The 17,732-nt window shown below is 47.3% G+C and carries 18 protein-coding genes; 6 read left to right on the forward strand and 12 right to left on the reverse strand.

What is annotated here, in order from left to right:
- The first annotated feature begins 102 nt into the window (after positions 1 to 102).
- Complete coding sequence (locus tag SB24_RS12125) at positions 103 to 627, forward strand: NAD(P)H-dependent oxidoreductase (protein WP_033574420.1); 525 nt, start codon at positions 103 to 105, stop codon at positions 625 to 627.
- Between the two features lie 124 nt (positions 628 to 751).
- Here the strand turns inward: SB24_RS12125 and SB24_RS12130 are convergent, their stop codons facing one another.
- The 10 genes from SB24_RS12130 to SB24_RS12175 form a co-directional block, all read right to left on the reverse strand.
- A complete protein-coding gene (locus SB24_RS12130) occupies positions 752 to 1,285 on the reverse strand; it encodes an SH3 domain-containing protein (RefSeq protein WP_039253583.1) in 534 nt (177 codons plus the stop codon).
- Positions 1,286 to 1,345: 60 nt separating this feature from the next.
- Positions 1,346 to 2,263, reverse strand: a complete 918-nt coding sequence (rbsB, locus tag SB24_RS12135; protein WP_007407524.1) for a ribose ABC transporter substrate-binding protein RbsB — start codon at positions 2,261 to 2,263, stop codon at positions 1,346 to 1,348.
- 13 nt (positions 2,264 to 2,276) lie between these two features.
- Positions 2,277 to 3,248: a ribose ABC transporter permease RbsC gene (gene rbsC, locus SB24_RS12140; RefSeq protein ID WP_012118605.1), complete on the reverse strand. Its 972-nt coding sequence runs from the start codon at positions 3,246 to 3,248 to the stop codon at positions 2,277 to 2,279.
- Positions 3,238 to 4,731, reverse strand: coding sequence for a sugar ABC transporter ATP-binding protein (locus SB24_RS12145; RefSeq protein WP_039253586.1), 1,494 nt, complete (start codon positions 4,729 to 4,731; stop codon positions 3,238 to 3,240). Before SB24_RS12145 ends, rbsC begins: the two co-directional genes overlap by 11 nt.
- 16 nt (positions 4,732 to 4,747) lie before the next feature.
- Positions 4,748 to 5,143 carry a D-ribose pyranase gene (gene rbsD / locus SB24_RS12150; RefSeq protein WP_039253587.1) on the reverse strand — a complete coding sequence of 132 codons (396 nt, stop codon included), beginning with the start codon at positions 5,141 to 5,143 and terminating at the stop codon, positions 4,748 to 4,750.
- Positions 5,140 to 6,021 carry a ribokinase gene (rbsK, locus tag SB24_RS12155; RefSeq protein WP_039253589.1) on the reverse strand — a complete coding sequence of 294 codons (882 nt, stop codon included), beginning with the start codon at positions 6,019 to 6,021 and terminating at the stop codon, positions 5,140 to 5,142. The genes rbsD and rbsK overlap by 4 nt, the downstream gene beginning before the upstream one ends.
- Positions 6,014 to 7,003: a LacI family DNA-binding transcriptional regulator gene (locus SB24_RS12160; protein WP_039253591.1), complete on the reverse strand. Its 990-nt coding sequence runs from the start codon at positions 7,001 to 7,003 to the stop codon at positions 6,014 to 6,016. Before SB24_RS12160 ends, rbsK begins: the two co-directional genes overlap by 8 nt.
- A 93-nt stretch (positions 7,004 to 7,096) precedes the next feature.
- Complete coding sequence (locus tag SB24_RS12165; RefSeq protein ID WP_039253592.1) at positions 7,097 to 8,230, reverse strand: Ger(x)C family spore germination protein; 1,134 nt, start codon at positions 8,228 to 8,230, stop codon at positions 7,097 to 7,099.
- Positions 8,220 to 9,311: a GerAB/ArcD/ProY family transporter gene (locus tag SB24_RS12170; RefSeq protein ID WP_032867468.1), complete on the reverse strand. Its 1,092-nt coding sequence runs from the start codon at positions 9,309 to 9,311 to the stop codon at positions 8,220 to 8,222. The genes SB24_RS12165 and SB24_RS12170 overlap by 11 nt, the downstream gene beginning before the upstream one ends.
- Positions 9,301 to 10,770, reverse strand: coding sequence for a spore germination protein (locus tag SB24_RS12175; protein ID WP_023357161.1), 1,470 nt, complete (start codon positions 10,768 to 10,770; stop codon positions 9,301 to 9,303). The genes SB24_RS12170 and SB24_RS12175 overlap by 11 nt, the downstream gene beginning before the upstream one ends.
- A gap of 731 nt (positions 10,771 to 11,501) precedes the next feature.
- On the opposite strand from SB24_RS12175, the gene pgsB reads away from it, so the two are divergent.
- The 5 genes from pgsB to SB24_RS12195 all read left to right on the forward strand — a co-directional run bounded on the left by pgsB (position 11,502) and on the right by SB24_RS12195 (position 15,869).
- Positions 11,502 to 12,683 carry a poly-gamma-glutamate synthase PgsB gene (pgsB, locus tag SB24_RS12180; RefSeq protein WP_003151337.1) on the forward strand — a complete coding sequence of 394 codons (1,182 nt, stop codon included), beginning with the start codon at positions 11,502 to 11,504 and terminating at the stop codon, positions 12,681 to 12,683.
- Between the two features lie 14 nt (positions 12,684 to 12,697).
- Positions 12,698 to 13,147, forward strand: coding sequence for a poly-gamma-glutamate biosynthesis protein PgsC (gene pgsC, locus SB24_RS12185; RefSeq protein ID WP_003151340.1), 450 nt, complete (start codon positions 12,698 to 12,700; stop codon positions 13,145 to 13,147).
- 18 nt (positions 13,148 to 13,165) lie between these two features.
- Entirely contained in the window at positions 13,166 to 14,314 is a 1,149-nt protein-coding gene (locus SB24_RS12190; RefSeq protein ID WP_017418784.1) for a CapA family protein, read from the forward strand.
- 7 nt (positions 14,315 to 14,321) lie between these two features.
- Positions 14,322 to 14,483 (forward strand): extrachromosomal elements maintenance protein EdmS, encoded by a 162-nt coding sequence (locus SB24_RS20000; RefSeq protein ID WP_003151344.1) that lies wholly within the window; start codon positions 14,322 to 14,324, stop codon positions 14,481 to 14,483.
- Between the two features lie 150 nt (positions 14,484 to 14,633).
- Entirely contained in the window at positions 14,634 to 15,869 is a 1,236-nt protein-coding gene (locus SB24_RS12195) for a C40 family peptidase (protein ID WP_025853559.1), read from the forward strand.
- A 38-nt stretch (positions 15,870 to 15,907) separates the two neighbouring features.
- On the opposite strand, the gene SB24_RS12200 is transcribed toward SB24_RS12195, so the two are convergent.
- Positions 15,908 to 16,630: a sunset domain-containing protein gene (locus SB24_RS12200; RefSeq protein WP_039253607.1), complete on the reverse strand. Its 723-nt coding sequence runs from the start codon at positions 16,628 to 16,630 to the stop codon at positions 15,908 to 15,910.
- 105 nt (positions 16,631 to 16,735) lie between these two features.
- Positions 16,736 to 17,593 carry a Cof-type HAD-IIB family hydrolase gene (locus tag SB24_RS12205; RefSeq protein WP_039253610.1) on the reverse strand — a complete coding sequence of 286 codons (858 nt, stop codon included), beginning with the start codon at positions 17,591 to 17,593 and terminating at the stop codon, positions 16,736 to 16,738.
- Positions 17,594 to 17,732: the final 139 nt, after the last annotated feature.

Below are 17,732 nucleotides of genomic sequence, written 5' to 3' on the forward strand. Positions count from 1 at the left end.
ATTAAAAAAGAAAGCCCCATTTTTCTCGAGGGCTTTCTTTTTATTTGGCTGAACCGGCAAAGATTAGGTAAAATACAGTCAAAAGGGAAAGGTGTGGTAGCTGTGAAAGTATTGGTATTAGCGGTTCATCCTGACATGGATAACTCAGCGGTCAATAAGGCGTGGACAGAAGAATTAAAAAATCATGATGACATCACGGTCCGTGAGCTTTATAAAGAATATCCGGACGGGAAAATAGATGGGGAAAAGGAACGGCAGCTGTGTGAACAGTATGACCGGATCGTATTTCAATTCCCGCTGTACTGGTACAGTGCGCCTCCGCTTTTAAAAACATGGATGGATCATGTGCTGGCGTATGGCTGGGCTTACGGTTCCAAAGGAAAGGCGCTGCACGGCAAAGAATTGCTGCTGGCTGTTTCTGTAGGTGCCGGAGAGGATGCATATCAGGCAGGCGGGTCCAACCATTTTTCACTGAGCGAGCTCTTAAGGCCGTTTCAGGCAATGGCTAATTTTACGGGTATGACCTATTTGCCGGCTTTCGCGATGTACGGGGTAAGCAGCGCCGATGCTGCGGCTATTCATGACAATGCAAAACGCCTGGCGGATTACATAAAGAAGCCATTTTAGAGTCGTATGCATTCATCTTCATCCGACAATATTTCCTGAGAAATATTTCGAACCTTAGACGTTTCTGACTGCTCAAGAAAGAAAAAACGGATTTCGCGCTTATTTTGCGAAATCCGTTTTGATATTATGTCAGTTTTTGCAGATCTTTTGTGCTGATATATCCCGTTGCGCCCCCGTAATCGACAAGCGCCCAGCCGAAGTCAATGCCGCCGCCGGCTGTCTTTTTCCATCCGAGGAAAGAAACGCTCGTGTTTTTAGCAAGGGAAGCTTTGACCGCTTGTTTGTCTGTATATACTTTTGTTTTTTCCGTCGTTTTTACGGTTGTTGCTTCTTTAACAATATAATGAGTAGATACAAATCCTGTTTTTCCGTTTTTATAATGTACTTTTGCCCAGACAGCGTTCTGGAATGAAACGATCTTTAAGCTGTCGCCTAAATGAAGGGTATCAGCTCTCGGACTGGCTGCTGATGCTTTTGTTCTGACGTTCAATGCTTCCGCGGAAACGAGATAAGAGTCAAGCGGGTAGCTGTACAGATCGTCAATTTTGACCGCTTCCTGCGCGTGTGTCTCCGAAAGAGGCGTTATTCCGGCAGCTGAAGCCGCTGTTATTCCCGCTGCAAGGGTCAGAATGGATGCCGCTTTGGCTGTTTTCTTCATCTGTATCTCTCCTTTTACTTCATCCTTTCACGTTTTATCGGAAGTCTAAACATCGGCCGGTTATTTTTGTGTTTGAAGTTTCAATGGAGCGGAAATGGTTTTTTTGACTTTTTCTCCTTTGAGCACCTGCTCCGCCGCTTCGGCCGCCAGTTTTCCGATCAGCTCCGGCTGCTGGGCGACCGTGGCTGTCAGCTTTCCGTTTTTAATGGAAGAAATCGCATCTTTATTTCCGTCGAAACCGACGACCAAAATGTGTTTGCCCGAGCTGTTAATCGCTTCGAGCGCGCCGAGTGCCATTTCATCATTATGGGCGAACACGGCTTTAATATCCGGATGTCCCTGCAGCAGGTTTTCCATGACGGTCAATCCTTTTGTACGGTCAAAATCCGCCGCTTGCTTTGTTACGACATCCAGCTTTTTGTCGGCAATATGATGAAAGCCCGTTCCGCGTTCCCGTGTCGCGGATGCGCCCGGCACCCCTTGCAATTCCGCCACTTTGGCGCCTTTTCCGAGCTGATCGGCGAGGTAGTCAGCCGCCATTTCTCCTCCTTTGACATTGTCAGAGGCGACAAGCGTTTCGACTTTGCCGTGTTCGGCTGAACGATCAAGCGCAATGACGGGAATGCCGAGGGAATTTGCCGATTCGACGGCTGTTGAAATCGCTGAGGAATCGGTCGGGTTGATCAGCAGCGCATCGACTCCCTGCTGGATCAAATCTTCTACGTCATTTGACTGTTTAGATGAATCATTTTGGGCATCGACAATAATGACCTTCATGCCCCGTTTTTTGGCTTCCTTTACAACGCCTTCTTTTAATGAAACGAAGAACGGATTGTTCAATGTGGAGACGGAGAGCCCGATAGTGAATTCTTTTTTATGTTTTGTGTTTGACGGTTTTGCCCATTGTGGCGGTTCAAGTGAACAGGCGGACAGCAAAAACAGTGATAATGCCGCGATCGTGATGATGGCTTTCTTCATAATGGTCCTCCTACTATGCCGATTTTTTGCGGTCCAGCAGCACCGCGATTAAAATGACGATTCCTTTGACGACGAGCTGATAAAAAGATGATACGCCGAGAAGGTTCAAGCCGTTGTTCAGCGTACCGATAATCAAAACCCCGATCAGCGTACCGATGATGCGCCCTCGACCGCCGGACAGGCTCGTTCCGCCGAGAACGACCGCTGCGATGGCGTCCAGCTCGTATGATTCCCCGGCCGTCGGCTGTGCGGAATTTAAGCGTGATGTCAGAATCGCTCCCGCCAGCGCCGATAATAAACCTGTCAGAGAATAGATCATGATCTTGATGCGGGGCACTTTGATTCCCGATATCAGCGCCGCTTTCTCATTGCCGCCGATGGCGTATGTCCGGCGGCCGAACGGTGTTTTGTGCAGAAGAACCCACAGGGCCGCAAATGCAATCAGCATCGTAATGGCAGGTACGGGAATACCGAGAAAATAACCGCGTCCGAATAATTGAAATGCGTAATTTGAACCGAGCCCCGTAATCGGATTTCCGTCCGTATAGACGAGGGTCAGTCCGCGAAAGACGGTCATTGTCGCCAAAGTGGCGATGAACGGCGCCATTTTTCCTTTTGTGATTAATAATCCGTTTATCATGCCGAGTACGGCGCCGATTACGCAGCCGATGATGACGGCTAAGATCGGGTCGATGCCTGAGACCATCATACCTGCGACCAATGCGCTCGATAAGGCGAGGATGGCTCCGACAGAGAGATCAATGCCTCCCGTTAAAATGACAAACGTCATTCCGAATGCAATCAGAGCGTTAATCGCAACCTGCCGAAGAAGGTTGAGAATATTGAGGGGTTCAAGAAAACTCGGGTTTAAAACGGAAACGATCAGCACAAGAATCAGTAAGCCGAGAAACGGACCGAGTTTTTGCGTGAAGGTATGAATGGAAAATCGCTTTTGTTCAGTTGATGTCATTGGTTCAGTTTTCATACTGCTGCCCTCCCGTGGCAAGTGTCATGATGTGTTCTTGTGTTGCGCCGGCCGCATTGATTTCTCCGCTGATGCGCCCTTCGTGGACGACGATGATTCTGTCACTCATGCCGAGAATTTCCGGCAGCTCGGAAGACACCATGATGATGGCGACTCCGCGATCGGTCAGTTCATTCATTAATGAATAGATTTCCCTTTTCGCGCCTACGTCGACGCCTCTTGTCGGTTCATCAAGGATGAGAACTTTCGGGCCGATTCCAATCCATTTGGCGATGACGACTTTTTGCTGATTTCCTCCTGATAAATGCCGGGCGGCGGTTTCCGGAGATGCGGTCTTAATGGTCAGACGCTTGATGAGCAGCTCAACGAACTCCGCCTCGCGTTTTCGGTCAATGATGCCTTTCGGAGAGAAGCTGGTCAGGTTCGGCAATGAGATATTTTCACGAATGGACGTATCCAGCAGCAGCCCTTCATCTTTGCGGTTCTCCGTAATCAGGCCGAGTCCCTTGCGGATGGCATCGTACGGACCCCGAATGCCGGTTTTTCGGCCGGAAATCCAGATCTCTCCGGAATCGAGCCTGTCAATTCCGAACAGCGCCCTCATGATTTCTGTCCGTCCGGCACCCATTAAGCCGGAAACGCCGAGGATTTCTCCGGCGCTCACATGGAAACTGATCTGTGAAAAGCTTCCTTTTTTTGAGGCGTTTTTCACTTCGAGCACCTTATCGCCGAGTGACGGCGTGCGAGTCGGATACCGATCGGTCAGCTCCCGCCCGACCATTTTTTTGACCACTTCATCAAAATTAGTTTCTTTCATATGCGCCGTATCGACAGTGAGGCCGTCCCGCATAATGGTGATCCGGTCGCAAATCGAAAATATCTCTTCCATTCGGTGCGAAATATAGACGATGGATACGCCGTCCCGCTTTAACGCCGTCATCAGGTCAAACAGTTTGCTGATTTCCCGTTCGGTCAGCGCCGCGGTCGGTTCGTCCATAATAATGACTTCGGCGTTTGTCATCAGCGCTTTGGCAATCTCAATCATCTGCTGCTGTCCGACGGAACATTGTCCGGCTTCCCGGTCAAGAGGAAGAGAGACTCCCAGTTTTTCAAGCTGTGATTTTGCTAGCGCTTTCATTTTCTTCGTTTCCAAAACGCCGAATGCCGTCGTCAGCTCTTTGCCGATAAAAAGGTTTTCAAGCACCGTCATGTCCGGCCATATATTCAGTTCCTGATGGATAAAGGCGATTCCGTGCTTTTCGGCTTCCTTTGGATTGGAGAAGCTCATGTTTGTTCCGTTTATCGTAATGTTTCCCTTGTCGAGCCGGTAGAGCCCGGTGAGCAGATTCATTAACGTCGATTTGCCCGCTCCGTTTTCTCCCATTAAAGCGTGGATTTCTCCCGGCAGAAGCTCAAATGAGACGCCGGAGAGCACTTGGTTTTTGCCGAATGCTTTATGAATGTCTGTCATGCCGATGTGCATGCTGGATCCCTTCTTTCTAGAAAATCACACCCGCCTGCAGGATGCAGTTGGCGTATGGTGTCATTTCACCCGTTCGGATGACGGCTTTTGCTTTCTGTGTGAGCCGTTTGAATTCCTCGTGGGACATGTACTCGATCGTCTGCGCTGAGAAATGGCTTTCTATGAAACTTGCATTCTCAGGGTTTGCGTCTTTGATCTCGGAAGCGGCGATCACCTTTTCGACTGCCATCTCCCCGGCTGCCAGGCTGGTCACGTCCCGAAAGGCGGGAACGCCCGCCATTAAGGACAAATCAATTTTAGGGACGCCGTCAGGGACGGGGAGACCCGCATCGGCGATTGCGATGAGGTCTGTATGCCCGAGATCGGCTAATACTTTGGCAATGTGGCTGTTTAACATTCCGTGTTTTTTCATGACAGCAGCTCCTCAACTTCTTTTCTGGCCGGCATGCCGCCTTGGGCGCCGAAGTGCTGCACGGACAGGGAGGCGGCGCGGTTGGCAAACAGGAGCGCTTGCTCAATGTCCCGTCCTTCCGCGAGTGCGACGGCAAGTGCCGCATTAAAGGTATCGCCGGCTCCCGTCGTGTCGACCGCTTCTGCAGGGAAGGCGGGAACAAGCCGTTCCGCGGTGCCGTCTGAGTAGCGCACGCCTTGTTTTCCTTCGGTAATGAACAGTTTGCCGGGATAGCCGGCGAGCGCTTCTTCTTTCGTCCGGTCAGGAAATAAAATGGATGCTTCATGTTCGTTCGGCGTAAGATATGCGGCATCCTCAATCGTCGATTGTTTCAGCGGCCGGGCCGGCGCGGGATTCAGAATAACCGGAATTTGCTGCGCGCGGCAGTAGCTGCACACTGCTTCAACGGTTTCTTCAGGAATCTCCTGCTGGATCAGCACGATATCAATGCCGGGAAGTTTTGCCAGCGCACTTTTGGCATAATCGGGGGAGATGTCATCGTTTGCGCCTTTTACGACGACGATGCTGTTGTCTCCTTCTGCGAGCACAATATGAGCCGTTCCGCTTTTTTTATGTGTAACCGTTTCCATATAGTCCGTATTGACACCGTTTGCCTTCAGGTTTTCAATAATCGCTTTTCCGTAGCTGTCATTGCCTGCTTTTCCTACCATATATACGTTTGCGCCCAGGCGGGAAGCGGCTACGGCCTGATTTGCGCCTTTTCCTCCGGGCACGGTTTGAAAGTCTGTGCCCAGTACGGTTTCTCCGGCTTTCGGACGCCGTTCAGATGTGACGACCAGATCCATAGAACAGCTTCCGATAACACAAATTTCACTCATGGTGATCATCCTTTCTTGTCGTTTGTCTTCTTATGTAAGTCACGGGCATTTGAATGGCCGTCTCTTTCGGCGGCTCTTTCTTTATCAATTGCAGCAGCAGGTTTGCCGCTTGTTTTCCCATCTCATATGCAGGCTGGCGGATGGTTGAAAGCGGCGGAAACAAAAGCCTGCTCTGCGGAATATCGTCGTATCCGATGATCTGAATCTCCTCCGGAACTTTTTTGCCGAGCCGCAGTGCCTCATGGAGGACGGCAGCCGCCGCAATGTCGTTGCTGGCAATGACTCCGTCGGTTTCAGGGTATGCTGCAAACAATTCTTCTGCTAAAATGGCGGCATCCTTGATGGAAAATGAAGCGGCGGAGATGACATTGAACTGTGCGTTCGCTTTTTGCAGCACGTTAAGTGCACCGTTAAAACGTTCCTGAGCGGTCGGAAGGTGGGCTGGGCCTTTGATAAGCGTGATGCTTGTGCTTTTGCCGCGAAGCATTTCCTCAGCCGCCCGTTTTCCGCCTGCCCGCCCGTCACTGAATACGGATGGGGCGCCTTCTTTTGTCCGGTCCAGAAATACGACCGGGTAAAGGCTGCCGCTGTATTCGGGAAGGTCGGGGTAATGGGTGGCCGCCAAAATACCGGCAACTTGATTTTGTTTAAATGTTTGCAGGTAGTCGAGTTCTTTTTCCAATTCTTCATCGCTGTTGCCGATGATCAGCCGGTATCCTTCCCGCTGCAACTCGTCTTCAGCGCCGCGGGCAAGCTGAGGGAAAAAGGGATTCGTAATATCCGGAAGCAAGAGCCCGACCAGTCTGGATTCTCTTTTATAAAGAGAGCGGGCAACTTCATTCGGATAATAATTCAGCTTCTCCATGGCAAGCATGACCTTCGTTCGTGTATCTTCATGCACGTAGCCGTTGTCATTGAGGACACGTGAAACCGTGGCAACAGAGACGCCGGCAGCGCCTGCGACATCTTTAATCGTTGCCAACAAACACTCCTCCTTCAACTATGTAACCGTTTACATAAAAAGAGTAACACGAATCATTTCGGTTGGCAACAAAAAAAGAGACCGGGGTCTCTTTTAGTTCACGATGCCGATTTGTGAGATATTCACTTTAATATCAGGGATTATCTCGATGGAAGGATAGACCCCACGCCAATTGAGCCGCTTGCCCCGCTCATAATAATGGGTTTGATATTTCCGGCCGATGCCGAGGATATCCGAATTGTGCTCCTGAATATGGCTGATCACCGATCTGGCCTGGCTGTTCAAATTTGCTGAGGCTTGTTTGTTTATTTGGTCGATTGCCGTATAAGAATTCAGCTTGTCCTTTGGATATTCCAAGACGCGTGCATTCAGTTTTAAACGGATTTTCACTTTTATATGCTGCGGATCTGTATCTATAAATACAATCTTTCGCGTGGCATCCGTGATGCCGAGAGAAAGATAATTTTCAATATCCATTTTGTATTTGTCCCACAGCTTCAGATTAATATTAGCCGATTTATTAAATTGCCCGCTTAAAAGGGTCAGGAGGGTCGAATCCTGACCGAGCACCTCAGTCACTTTTCGCTGGCCGCTGAACAGGGCAGAACCCTCTACCTTTATCGTCTGTCCGTTAATCGATAAATAAGGAAGGGCGAAATCCTTATCAGCCGTCAGCATGCTTGAACGGATGGATTGCAAATTTTCCATGCTGATATTTGATTCCGCATTAGCGCTTGTTAATAAATTCGTTAAATACTTGCTGACGATCAATTTCTGCCGGACGATCAGCTTCAGCACTTCAATTGCCTCGCCGTCTTTTACAACCGCCGGATGAGCGAGAAGCGGGCTTTTCGGATCTCTGTAAAAGACATCGAGATAAGGAAAAAGCGGTTTTTCCGCCATTTTCTCACCGATTAATAAGACTCTTTGCTTGGACGTGTCAATGCGCTGATCGACAAGCTTATCCAATTGAAACCGCGCTTCACGGATGGTGTGCCCGGAAGCGCTGAGCACCGTCGTAATGAATGAGCCGCCCGTTTCCTGTTCCGCCTGGGAGGACTGAACCTTCCGATAGGTGATGCCGATTTTATTTTTACCGTCATGATCAACATCAAGGCTTGCGGTCAGCACGAGAGAAATATCTTTCAGCAAATTTTGATCCCAGCAGCCCGCAAGTGTCAGGCTTGCGCACATGAGACTGATAAGAACCGCTTTTTTAATGCGCATGGCGGACACCCTTTTTGCGTACAAGGACAATCAATACCATAAACAACGGAAACAAATACACAAACACAATATCGGAAATGCGGAAAAACTGATCCAGCTGCTGTATCGTTTTATCTGTGCTTGTGGCCCAAATAGACAGAAGGAAGACGAGCAGGGCCAGCGGATAAACAAACCGGCTGTGATCTTTTTGATTGAACAGCTTGGCAATGCCGGTGCTTGCCAAGTAAAACACGTTGGCCAGCGTTGAAAAGACGGTCACGAACCAAAACGTCAAAAAGAGCAGATCCGTCCGTTCGATAATTCTGAATGAAACGGTTTTTAACAGGTACAGCACAGGCTCCGGGATCATTTTTATTTCTTCGGGGCTGATTGTGACAAAGCAAGTAAGGGTGATATACAGGTAATAAAGGATAATCAAGATGTTTGAAATCGTCAGTATTTTGTAGCGCTGGCTGACGGTGCAGTTGATTAGGGGCCCGATCACGAGCGCCGCCTGAAAGCCGGTAATGCTGACAAGTGTTTGCTGCACCCCGGTAAGCATGTCTTTTGCGGTTCCGTGAAAAATCGGCATAATGTATGTGATATCGGCTTTTCCCAGCGTGTATAAAAGCGGCAGAGAGATCAGCAGCAAAAACGGCGTTAAAATAAAGCTGAACCTGGCGATCGCATTCAGCGGAGCCTGGGCGATATAGACAGAACCGAGGATCAGCATTAAGCTGATCACCCAATTCGGAGTCTGAGGGAGCACCCAGATATCCAATATCCGTGTAAATACAGAAAGAATGAGCGTGCAGAGAAACGCGAAATATAAAATATACAGCACCTGCACCCCTTTGCCGGCAAGTGTTCCGAACACCTCCTCCAGCATTTCGTACAGGTTCAGCTTCGGAAACCGGTGAAATAATATCATATACAGGCTGAATGTAAGCTGGACGAGCAATCCGGTAAGCAGAATGGAAATCCATCCGCTGCTTCCCGATTTCATCATCAGTAAATGGGGCAGCGCCAAAATGCCGATGCTGATCTGCGTCTGATTAATGAAAAACACGCCTTGAAGCGGGCTTATTTTTTTAGGCTTCATCTTTTCTCCACCCCCGAACATGTTTCATCTGCTTTGAGTCTTGCGGTCTCAAATAAAAAGGCCTTCTTTTAATAAACCAAGCCGGCAGCCGGATAAATGCATCCTTCAAGTCACTGAAATGAAACGGCGTCAGAGATGATAAATAAGGAACGCCGAGTGATTCAAGCTTGCACAGGTTCATCAGAATAAGCCCGAAGCCGAGTGCGATGCCGATAAAACCGAACGAGGATGCCAGAAACATAAGCGGAAATCTGAGCGTTCGGATGGACGTGCTCATTTCATATGAAGGAAGCACAAAAGAAGAAACAGCCGTAACGGCTACGACGATAATCATCATATTAGAAATGAGTCCCGCCTGAACGACTGCGTCACCGATCACGAGACCGCCGACAATGCCGATCGTCTGACTGATCGGTCTCGGCAGCCTGATACCGGCTTCGCGGATCAGTTCAATCGTAATTTCCATAATCATGGCTTCTATCAGCGGGGGAAAGGGAATATCAACAATCGAATTTTTCATGGTGATAATCAGATCGTTGGGAATGACTTCAAAATGAAACGCAATCAGCGCGATATAAAAAGCGGGCAGCGTAATCGCGATCATAAAGGCGAAAAATCTCAGCACTCTTAAAAAACTGGCAGAAATCCACCTCGTGCTGTAGTCATCCGGAGATTGAAAAAAGGAAAAGAATGTGATCGGCGCAATCAAAGCCGACGGACTCCCGTCCATCATGATCAGTACACAGCCTTCCATCACGCATGCTTTTGCTTTATCCGGCCGTTCCGTATGAATGATCTGCGGAAAAATGGAAAACGAATTATCTTCTATTGATTCCTCGATAATCCCGGGCGCAAGCACGCTGTCTATACGCAAGTATGACAGGCGCCGCTTCACTTCCTCGACAATCTCCGGATTGGCGATATTCTCAACAAAGATAACCGCAACCTTTGATTTGGCTCTTTCCCCGATATCCATATAATGAACGGAGAGATGGCGGTCCTGTATGTGAAACCGCAGCTGATGAATGTTCGTTTCCAAACTTTCCACAAACCCGTCATGGGCGCCGCGGACGATACTTTCAGATTCGGGTTCCATAATGGAACGCAGCGGATTCTGCCCGACGGAAAACAGCTTCGCTTTCCTCGATGCATCGCTGAGAAAAACAACCTGGCCGGCCAAAATCCCGTCAATGAGTTTTCTGGTTTCATCCGTTTCCGCACTGCTGACGGCATTCATCGTTTCCTCAAGCGGGCCGTTCTGCAGGGTGTCGCTTAACAGAAACTCATTCAGCTTCTGTTCTTCTATCATTTGTTCAATATAAAAGAAAGCGGTATGACGGTCCTGCAGTTTGATCCTTCGTATTTTAAAATCACCGCAAACACACATCAGCTCCTGCATTTCCCGTACAGCCGATTCAAAATCGCCGGGAATCCGTTTGTTTTGTTTATCCGCAGACATCAGACCGCCTCCTTTCCTGGTTATCTGTAGTTTTCAGCGGGTATTCCTTTTTTATGCATTTTATAAAATAGAGGAGTTCCTCGATGTTTTACCAAGAACTTCACAATTATGGATGAATATTTCTTGAACGAATATAAAGATTTATTAAAATTATTTCAAAAGAGTGATAAACGTCCTGTAAATGGTTTAAAAGGAGAAAGGCTTTCCGCATATAAAATGTGTATTTCTTGTAAACACTCCGGACCCGTCTTTTTCTGTCATGTACCAGTCATTCCGCTAGTTATTTTGGAATGGGACTGAAAGCAGGATACGGGGGAAAAATGAATGACTTTAAGACCTTATCCTTAACAAAACAGGTAGTCTGCACACAGCGGACAGAGAGTCCCGAAACGTATGCGCAGTGCGAAAAACGCTGATACAAACGGGCTGGAAAAGATGGATTATCATTACATCTTTTTCTTCCGGAACGCGAATAGTTCCATTGGTCCAAATGAATTTCTGTGTGAAAATGTAAACGCATTCATTTTTCTTTTGAAAAATTGAAGTAAGGTTGAAGTCCTGCCTATTCCCAAAAAAAGCAATTCGATAATAGGAAGAATAGCGTCACTAATAGAGAAGTTTGGCTCAGTGAAAGCGGGAAGATTATGTTACATAATGCCGATTGAGAATTCATAGTGAAGCTATATACTGATGAATGAATTTATCAATACAGAAGGAGATGTCAAAAATCAATGTGGTTACTCATTATAGCCTGTGCTGCCGTACTAATCATCGGAATCATTGAAAAAAGGCGGCATCAGAAGAATATCGATGCCCTGCCAGTACGCGTCAATATTAATGGTATCCGCGGAAAGTCAACCGTAACGAGGCTGACGACCGGAATACTGATGGAGGCGGGCTACAAAACAGTCGGAAAAACGACGGGAACAGATGCAAGGATGATCTATTGGGATACACCTGAGGAGAAACCGATCAAACGGAAACCGCAGGGTCCGAATATCGGCGAGCAAAAAGAAGTAATGAAGGAAACCGTAGAACGGGGCGCCAATGCCATTGTCAGTGAATGTATGGCGGTAAACCCGGATTATCAGATTATCTTTCAGGAAGAACTCCTTCAAGCCAACATCGGCGTCATCGTGAATGTGCTTGAAGACCATATGGACGTCATGGGGCCGACGCTTGATGAAATCGCTGAAGCATTTACCGCGACGATACCGTACAACGGTCACCTTGTCATTACAGACAGTGAATACACAGACTTCTTTAAAGAAAAAGCCGCAGAGCGGAATACCGAGGTCATTATTGCGGATAACTCTAAAATTACAGATGAATACCTTCGAAAATTTGAATATATGGTCTTTCCTGATAACGCTTCCCTTGCGCTCGGCGTTGCCCAGGCTCTTGGGATAGATGAAGAAACGGCGTTTAAAGGAATGCTGAATGCGCCGCCTGATCCTGGCGCCATGAGAATCCTGCCGCTGCTCAGCACGAAGGAGCCCGGTCATTTCGTAAACGGCTTTGCCGCAAATGATGCATCTTCTACTTTAAATATATGGAAACGTGTAAAGGAAATCGGCTACCCGACAGATGAACCGATCGTTATCATGAACTGCCGCGCCGACCGTGTGGACAGAACGATTCAGTTCGCAAACGACGTGCTTCCGTACATTAAAACGAAGGAACTCATACTCATCGGCGAGACGACAGAACCGATCGTCAGAGCTTATGAAGAAGGCAAGATTCCTGCCGATACATTGCACGATCTGGAATATAAATCAACAGACGAAATCATGGACGTGCTGAAAACAAGAATGCAAAACCGTGTCATATATGGCGTGGGCAATATCCACGGTTCAGCGGAACCATTAATTGAAAAAATTCAAGAGTATAAGGTGAAACAGCTCGTTAGCTAGGAGGAAAAGGATAAATGTTCGGATCAGATTTATACATCTCACTTATTTTAGGCGTGTTAATCAGTTTAATTTTCGCGGAAAAAACAGGTATCGTACCTGCCGGTTTAGTCGTGCCGGGTTATTTAGGGCTCGTTTTTAACCAGCCGGTCTTTATTTTACTCGTATTGTTAGTGAGTCTTCTTACATACGTGATCGTCAAATACGGTTTATCCAGATTTATGATTTTGTACGGACGCAGAAAATTCGCAGCTATGCTGATAACGGGAATCTGCTTAAAAATCGCCCTTGATTTCCTTTACCCGATCGTACCGTTTGAGATATCAGAATTCCGCGGAATCGGTATCATCGTACCGGGTCTGATCGCCAATACCATTCAGAAACAGGGATTAACGATTACATTTGCCAGCACGCTGTTCTTAAGCGGCGCAACTTTTGCCATTATGTTTGCTTACTACTTAATCTAATGTAAGGTGTGTCAAACGATGAAAAAACAATTAAGCTTTCAAGAAAAACTGCTGAAGCTGACCAAACAGCAGAAAAAGAAGACCAATCTTCACGTTTTTATCGCGCTGCCGATCGTCTTTTGCCTGATGTTCGTCTGCATCCTGACAGGGAAGGCGGAAACGCCGAGTGTGAAAAGAAATGCCGATGACCTTGTATCAGCCTCATTCGTCGGAGATATTATGATGGGCCGGAATGTCGAGAAAGTGACAAAGCATAAAGGCACGGAGAGTGTCTTCCGTTACGCAAAGCCATTCTTCGAAGCATCCGACTATGTGTCGGGGAACTTTGAAAACCCGGTTACATATAAAAAGAACTACAAAGAAGCAGAAAAAAATATCCACCTTCAATCAAACAAAGATGCCGTAAAAGTATTGAAGGACATGAATTTCACCGTTCTCACGGCAGCCAACAACCATGCGATGGATTACGGCCCTCAAGGAATGCGGGATACGGTTGAAGAGTTTTCAAAGCAAAATCTTGAACTTGTCGGCGCGGGCCTCACGCTGAAGGAAGCCGAGCAGAACATTTCTTATCAAGATGTAAACGGAATCAAAATCGCAACACTGGGTTTCACTGATGTTTCCGGAAAAGGCTTTGCAGCTAAACGAAATGCGCCGGGTGTGCTTCCGGCCGATCCAGAGCTGTTTATTCCGATGATTTCTAAAGCCAAAAAGAAAGCCGATCTTGTCATTGTTCAAACACACTGGGGACAGGAATACGATAATGATCCGAATGACAGACAGCGCCAATTGGCAAGAGCAATGTCAGATGCCGGAGCGGATATTATCGTCGGACACCATCCGCACGTGCTGGAACCGATCGAAATGTACCACGGCACCGTTATTTTCTACAGCCTGGGCAACTTCGTATTCGACCAGGGGTGGACAAGAACGAGAGACACGGCGCTTGTTCAATATCATCTGCAGAAAAACGGCACAGGACGCTTTGAAGTCACGCCGATGAACATTCATGAAGCAACGCCTGCACCGGTTAAAAAAGGCAGCATCAATCATAAAACGATCGTACGTGAACTGACGAAAGAATCGAATTTCAAGTGGAGCGTCAAGGATGGAAAATTAACGTTTGATGTGGATCACAGCGATATCTTAAAAAAGAAAGCGGAGTGAAAAACAAATGAAAATCATTAAAGCGGGATGGCCGTTTGCCGCGATCATTATGGTATTTATGTTTATGTCTGCGTTTAAATACAATGATCAGCTCACAGATCAGGAAAAACAAAAAATTGACACGGAAATGCAAAAAATTCAGCAAGAGGACACAGCGGGCGCAAAATAAGCGCATGATTCCGCTTGCCGGCATATTGTTTGTTCCGAATCCAGTAAAGAATGCCCATATCGGGCATTCTTTTTTTTTGTGCTCTCCTAAACATTTGTTAAAAGTTACCGATGTAAAAACTACTAAAAATGAGGAGAGTGAATAGAAAACATGCTCACAAGCTGGAGGAAGTACATCCTTGCCGGCCTTATGATTTGTCTTGTGGCACCTGCAGTAACGAGAACGGAAATTGCCGAAGCGGATTCTCAAGTTTCTGTCCTGATCGTTTCAGACGCGCAAAAACTTGTCGGAAATAAATATGTTTACGGAGGCGAAGAGCCTGAGGACGGTTTTGATCCGTCCGGATTGATGCATTATCTTTTCAGCAGGCAGAACATCCATCTGCCGAGAACGGTCAGTGATCAATGGAAAGTCGGAGCCGCCGTCAAAGAAAATGACCTTTTACCGGGAGATCTTGTGTTTTTCAAAAAGTCGGATTCAACACAAAATACGCCTGTCCATGACGGTCTGTATATCGGAAACGGAGAGATGATACACAGTTCTCCGTCAGAAGGCGTAACCGTCACACGCTTTCAAAAAAGCAGTTATTGGATGAATTTATATCTTGGCGCAAAGCGGATGACAAAAGATCCGGAACTGGCTGATGATCCGATCGTTCAGGAGGCAGCCCGTTACCTCGACATTCCGTATGTATTCGGCGGAAGCACGCCTGAAGCGGGATTCGACTGTTCGGGGCTGGTCCAATATGTTTTTGAAAACAAGCTTCACATTTACCTGCCGAGATCTGCGGAACAGCAGTGGCTGGTCGGTGAGAAAATCAAACTGAGCGACATAAAGCCCGGGGACGTGATTTATTTCAGCGACACGTATAAAAAAGGAATTTCCCATGCGGGCATTTATGCGGGAGAGGGAAGGTTCATCCAAGCAAGCCGCTCCGAAAAAGTCACCATTTCTTACTTGGCGGAAGATTATTGGAAAAAACATTTCACAGGGGTGCGCCGATTCAGCAATTTAGCCATTTCTAAAGACAATCCCGTTGTGTCCACAGCGGCCGATCATATCGGAATTTCTTATCTGAAAGGCGGCGTTTCACCGGAAACCGGCTTTGATACGGCGGGATTTGTTCAATACATCTATCAAAAAGCGAAAGGAATCAGCCTGCCGCGTTATGCCGACAAGCAGATGCAGGCGGGCGTTCCGGTCGATAAACAAGATCTGAAGCCCGGCGATCTGGTCTTCTTTAAAGCGGAAAGCCTGAATCCGGCCATTTATATCGGGAACGGACAAGTGATTCATGTCACCGTGTCCGCAGGCGTTACCATAACAAATATGAACACAAGCGCTTATTGGAAGGACAAATATGCGGGCGGCATCCGGCTTCCGTAAAAAAAGACGTCAGAGAGTGTCTCTGACGTCTTTTTCTTTTACCGTTTCGGCGCTCTGTATCCGGCCGCTACCGCATCCTCTACAGAACAGAACATTTCCGCGGGATCTGTCGTCCGGTCATAGTAAGTACTTCCCGGTGTGTGATAAATGCCGTTCCGGCTGCCTTTAATGTCGCATCCCTGTGAGGTGCCGGCTGCTTTCGTTTCGGCATGTCCGCCGGAGGAAGGGGCGTTGTTTTGCGCCGTTTCCGCGTTTTCGGATTTTGTTTCTGCTTTCTGCCGCTTTAAAGTTTTATTTTCTGACTGAAGCGTTTCAGCGGTCTTTTCGAGCTTTTTGTGTGAATTTTTTAATTTCTCATTGTCTTGTTTGAGTGATTTGTTTGTTTTTTTCAGCTTGCTTATCTCTTGGCTGAGTTTGCTGAGTTTTTCTTCGTTGCCAGCTTCAGCTTCGGATTTCTCCTTTTCGGCCGCGGCACTGATGCTTTCATATTTTTTCTCAAGCGCCTGGTGTTCCTTCGTCAATTTTTGATAAGCGGTATCAAGGGTGCTGTATTTCTCCTCTGCCTTCACGGCCGAGGCGTCCGGCTCTGCGAGGGAGGCACCGGTCAGAAGCAGGATAAATCCGCCGATGAGAAGAGGCCAAAACAGCTTTTTTGAAAAATGTTTTTCTTTTTTTGCGGCTGTGCATATGAGATGAAACATTCCGTATCCGACTGCGCAAAGAAAAGCTAAAAATCCTATAATAGCGATTGCATTCGACATCATGAAACTCCTTTTTTCTTTATCTTACAATTTATTTTCAATTTTGGAAATTTCTTTTTTGGGAAACGTGAAAAGCCAGGCCGTGAAAGACCTGGCTTTTACCTTTTATTTCCTGTTGTCGAGAAGCCGGTTGATGAAATATGCGACGCCGTTTTCATCGTTGCTTTTTGTAATATACGTGCTTTTTTCTTTCAGTTCATCAATCGCATTGCCCATGGCGATGCGGTTTCCCGCCGCTTCAAACATGGAGAAATCATTCGGGCTGTCGCCGATGGCGTAAATATCCTGTTTTTCAATTCCGTACAGTGAGGCAAGCTCCGTCAGAGCACGTCCCTTTCCGGAACCGGCAGGGAGGATTTCGATAATGTGTTTTCCGGAAGATGTCTGGGATAATTTCGGATGATGTGTAATTTCTTCTTTGGCGTTTCTCAGTTTTTCCATATCAAAAGAGAAACAAAGAAGCTTGTAAACATGTTCGTCTCCGTTAAAAATCGCCTGTATATCCTGTACGGGTTTAATGCCGAATTGTTTGAACTGCGTCTTTGCGCCCTCCCATAATGTCTGAATATCTTCCTTGGGATTGGCGCTTTTCAGAATGTCCAGTTCTGCCTGCAGTTTGGACTCGCCGTCAAACGGGGACAGCAGATGATCATCTGTATAGACCTCAAAGTAAATGTCTTTGTCCGTTAAATAAGCGGCGATATCCTTTCCGGCCTGCTGATCCATTAAGAGGCGGCTGACGAGGCGGTATCCTTTGTCATGGACTGTCCCGCCGTTTGCAGCAATGATCGGAATATCCAAATCCTTTAAGAGCGCTTTTACATCAAACGTGGCTCTGCCCGTGCAGATGGCCACGAGAATGCCCGCTTCATCCGCTCTTTGTAAAGCCGCTCTGTTTTCCGGAGAAATCACACTGTCCGAATTCAGTAATGTGCCGTCTAAGTCAATGGCTATCAATTTCATATGTATGGATGCCCTCCTTAAAAATAAAGCTGCTTCATGTAGTATGTTCAGCTTTGTGCGAAATCAGCAGAAAGCCGTCAGTTAAAAGGCTATACCTTCATGTCCTTTTTTTCAACAGAAAAACGGCGGGATTTGCTAA

This window comes from Bacillus sp. Pc3 (assembly GCF_000815145.1).
GTDB classification, from domain to species: Bacteria; Bacillota; Bacilli; order Bacillales; family Bacillaceae; genus Bacillus; species Bacillus velezensis.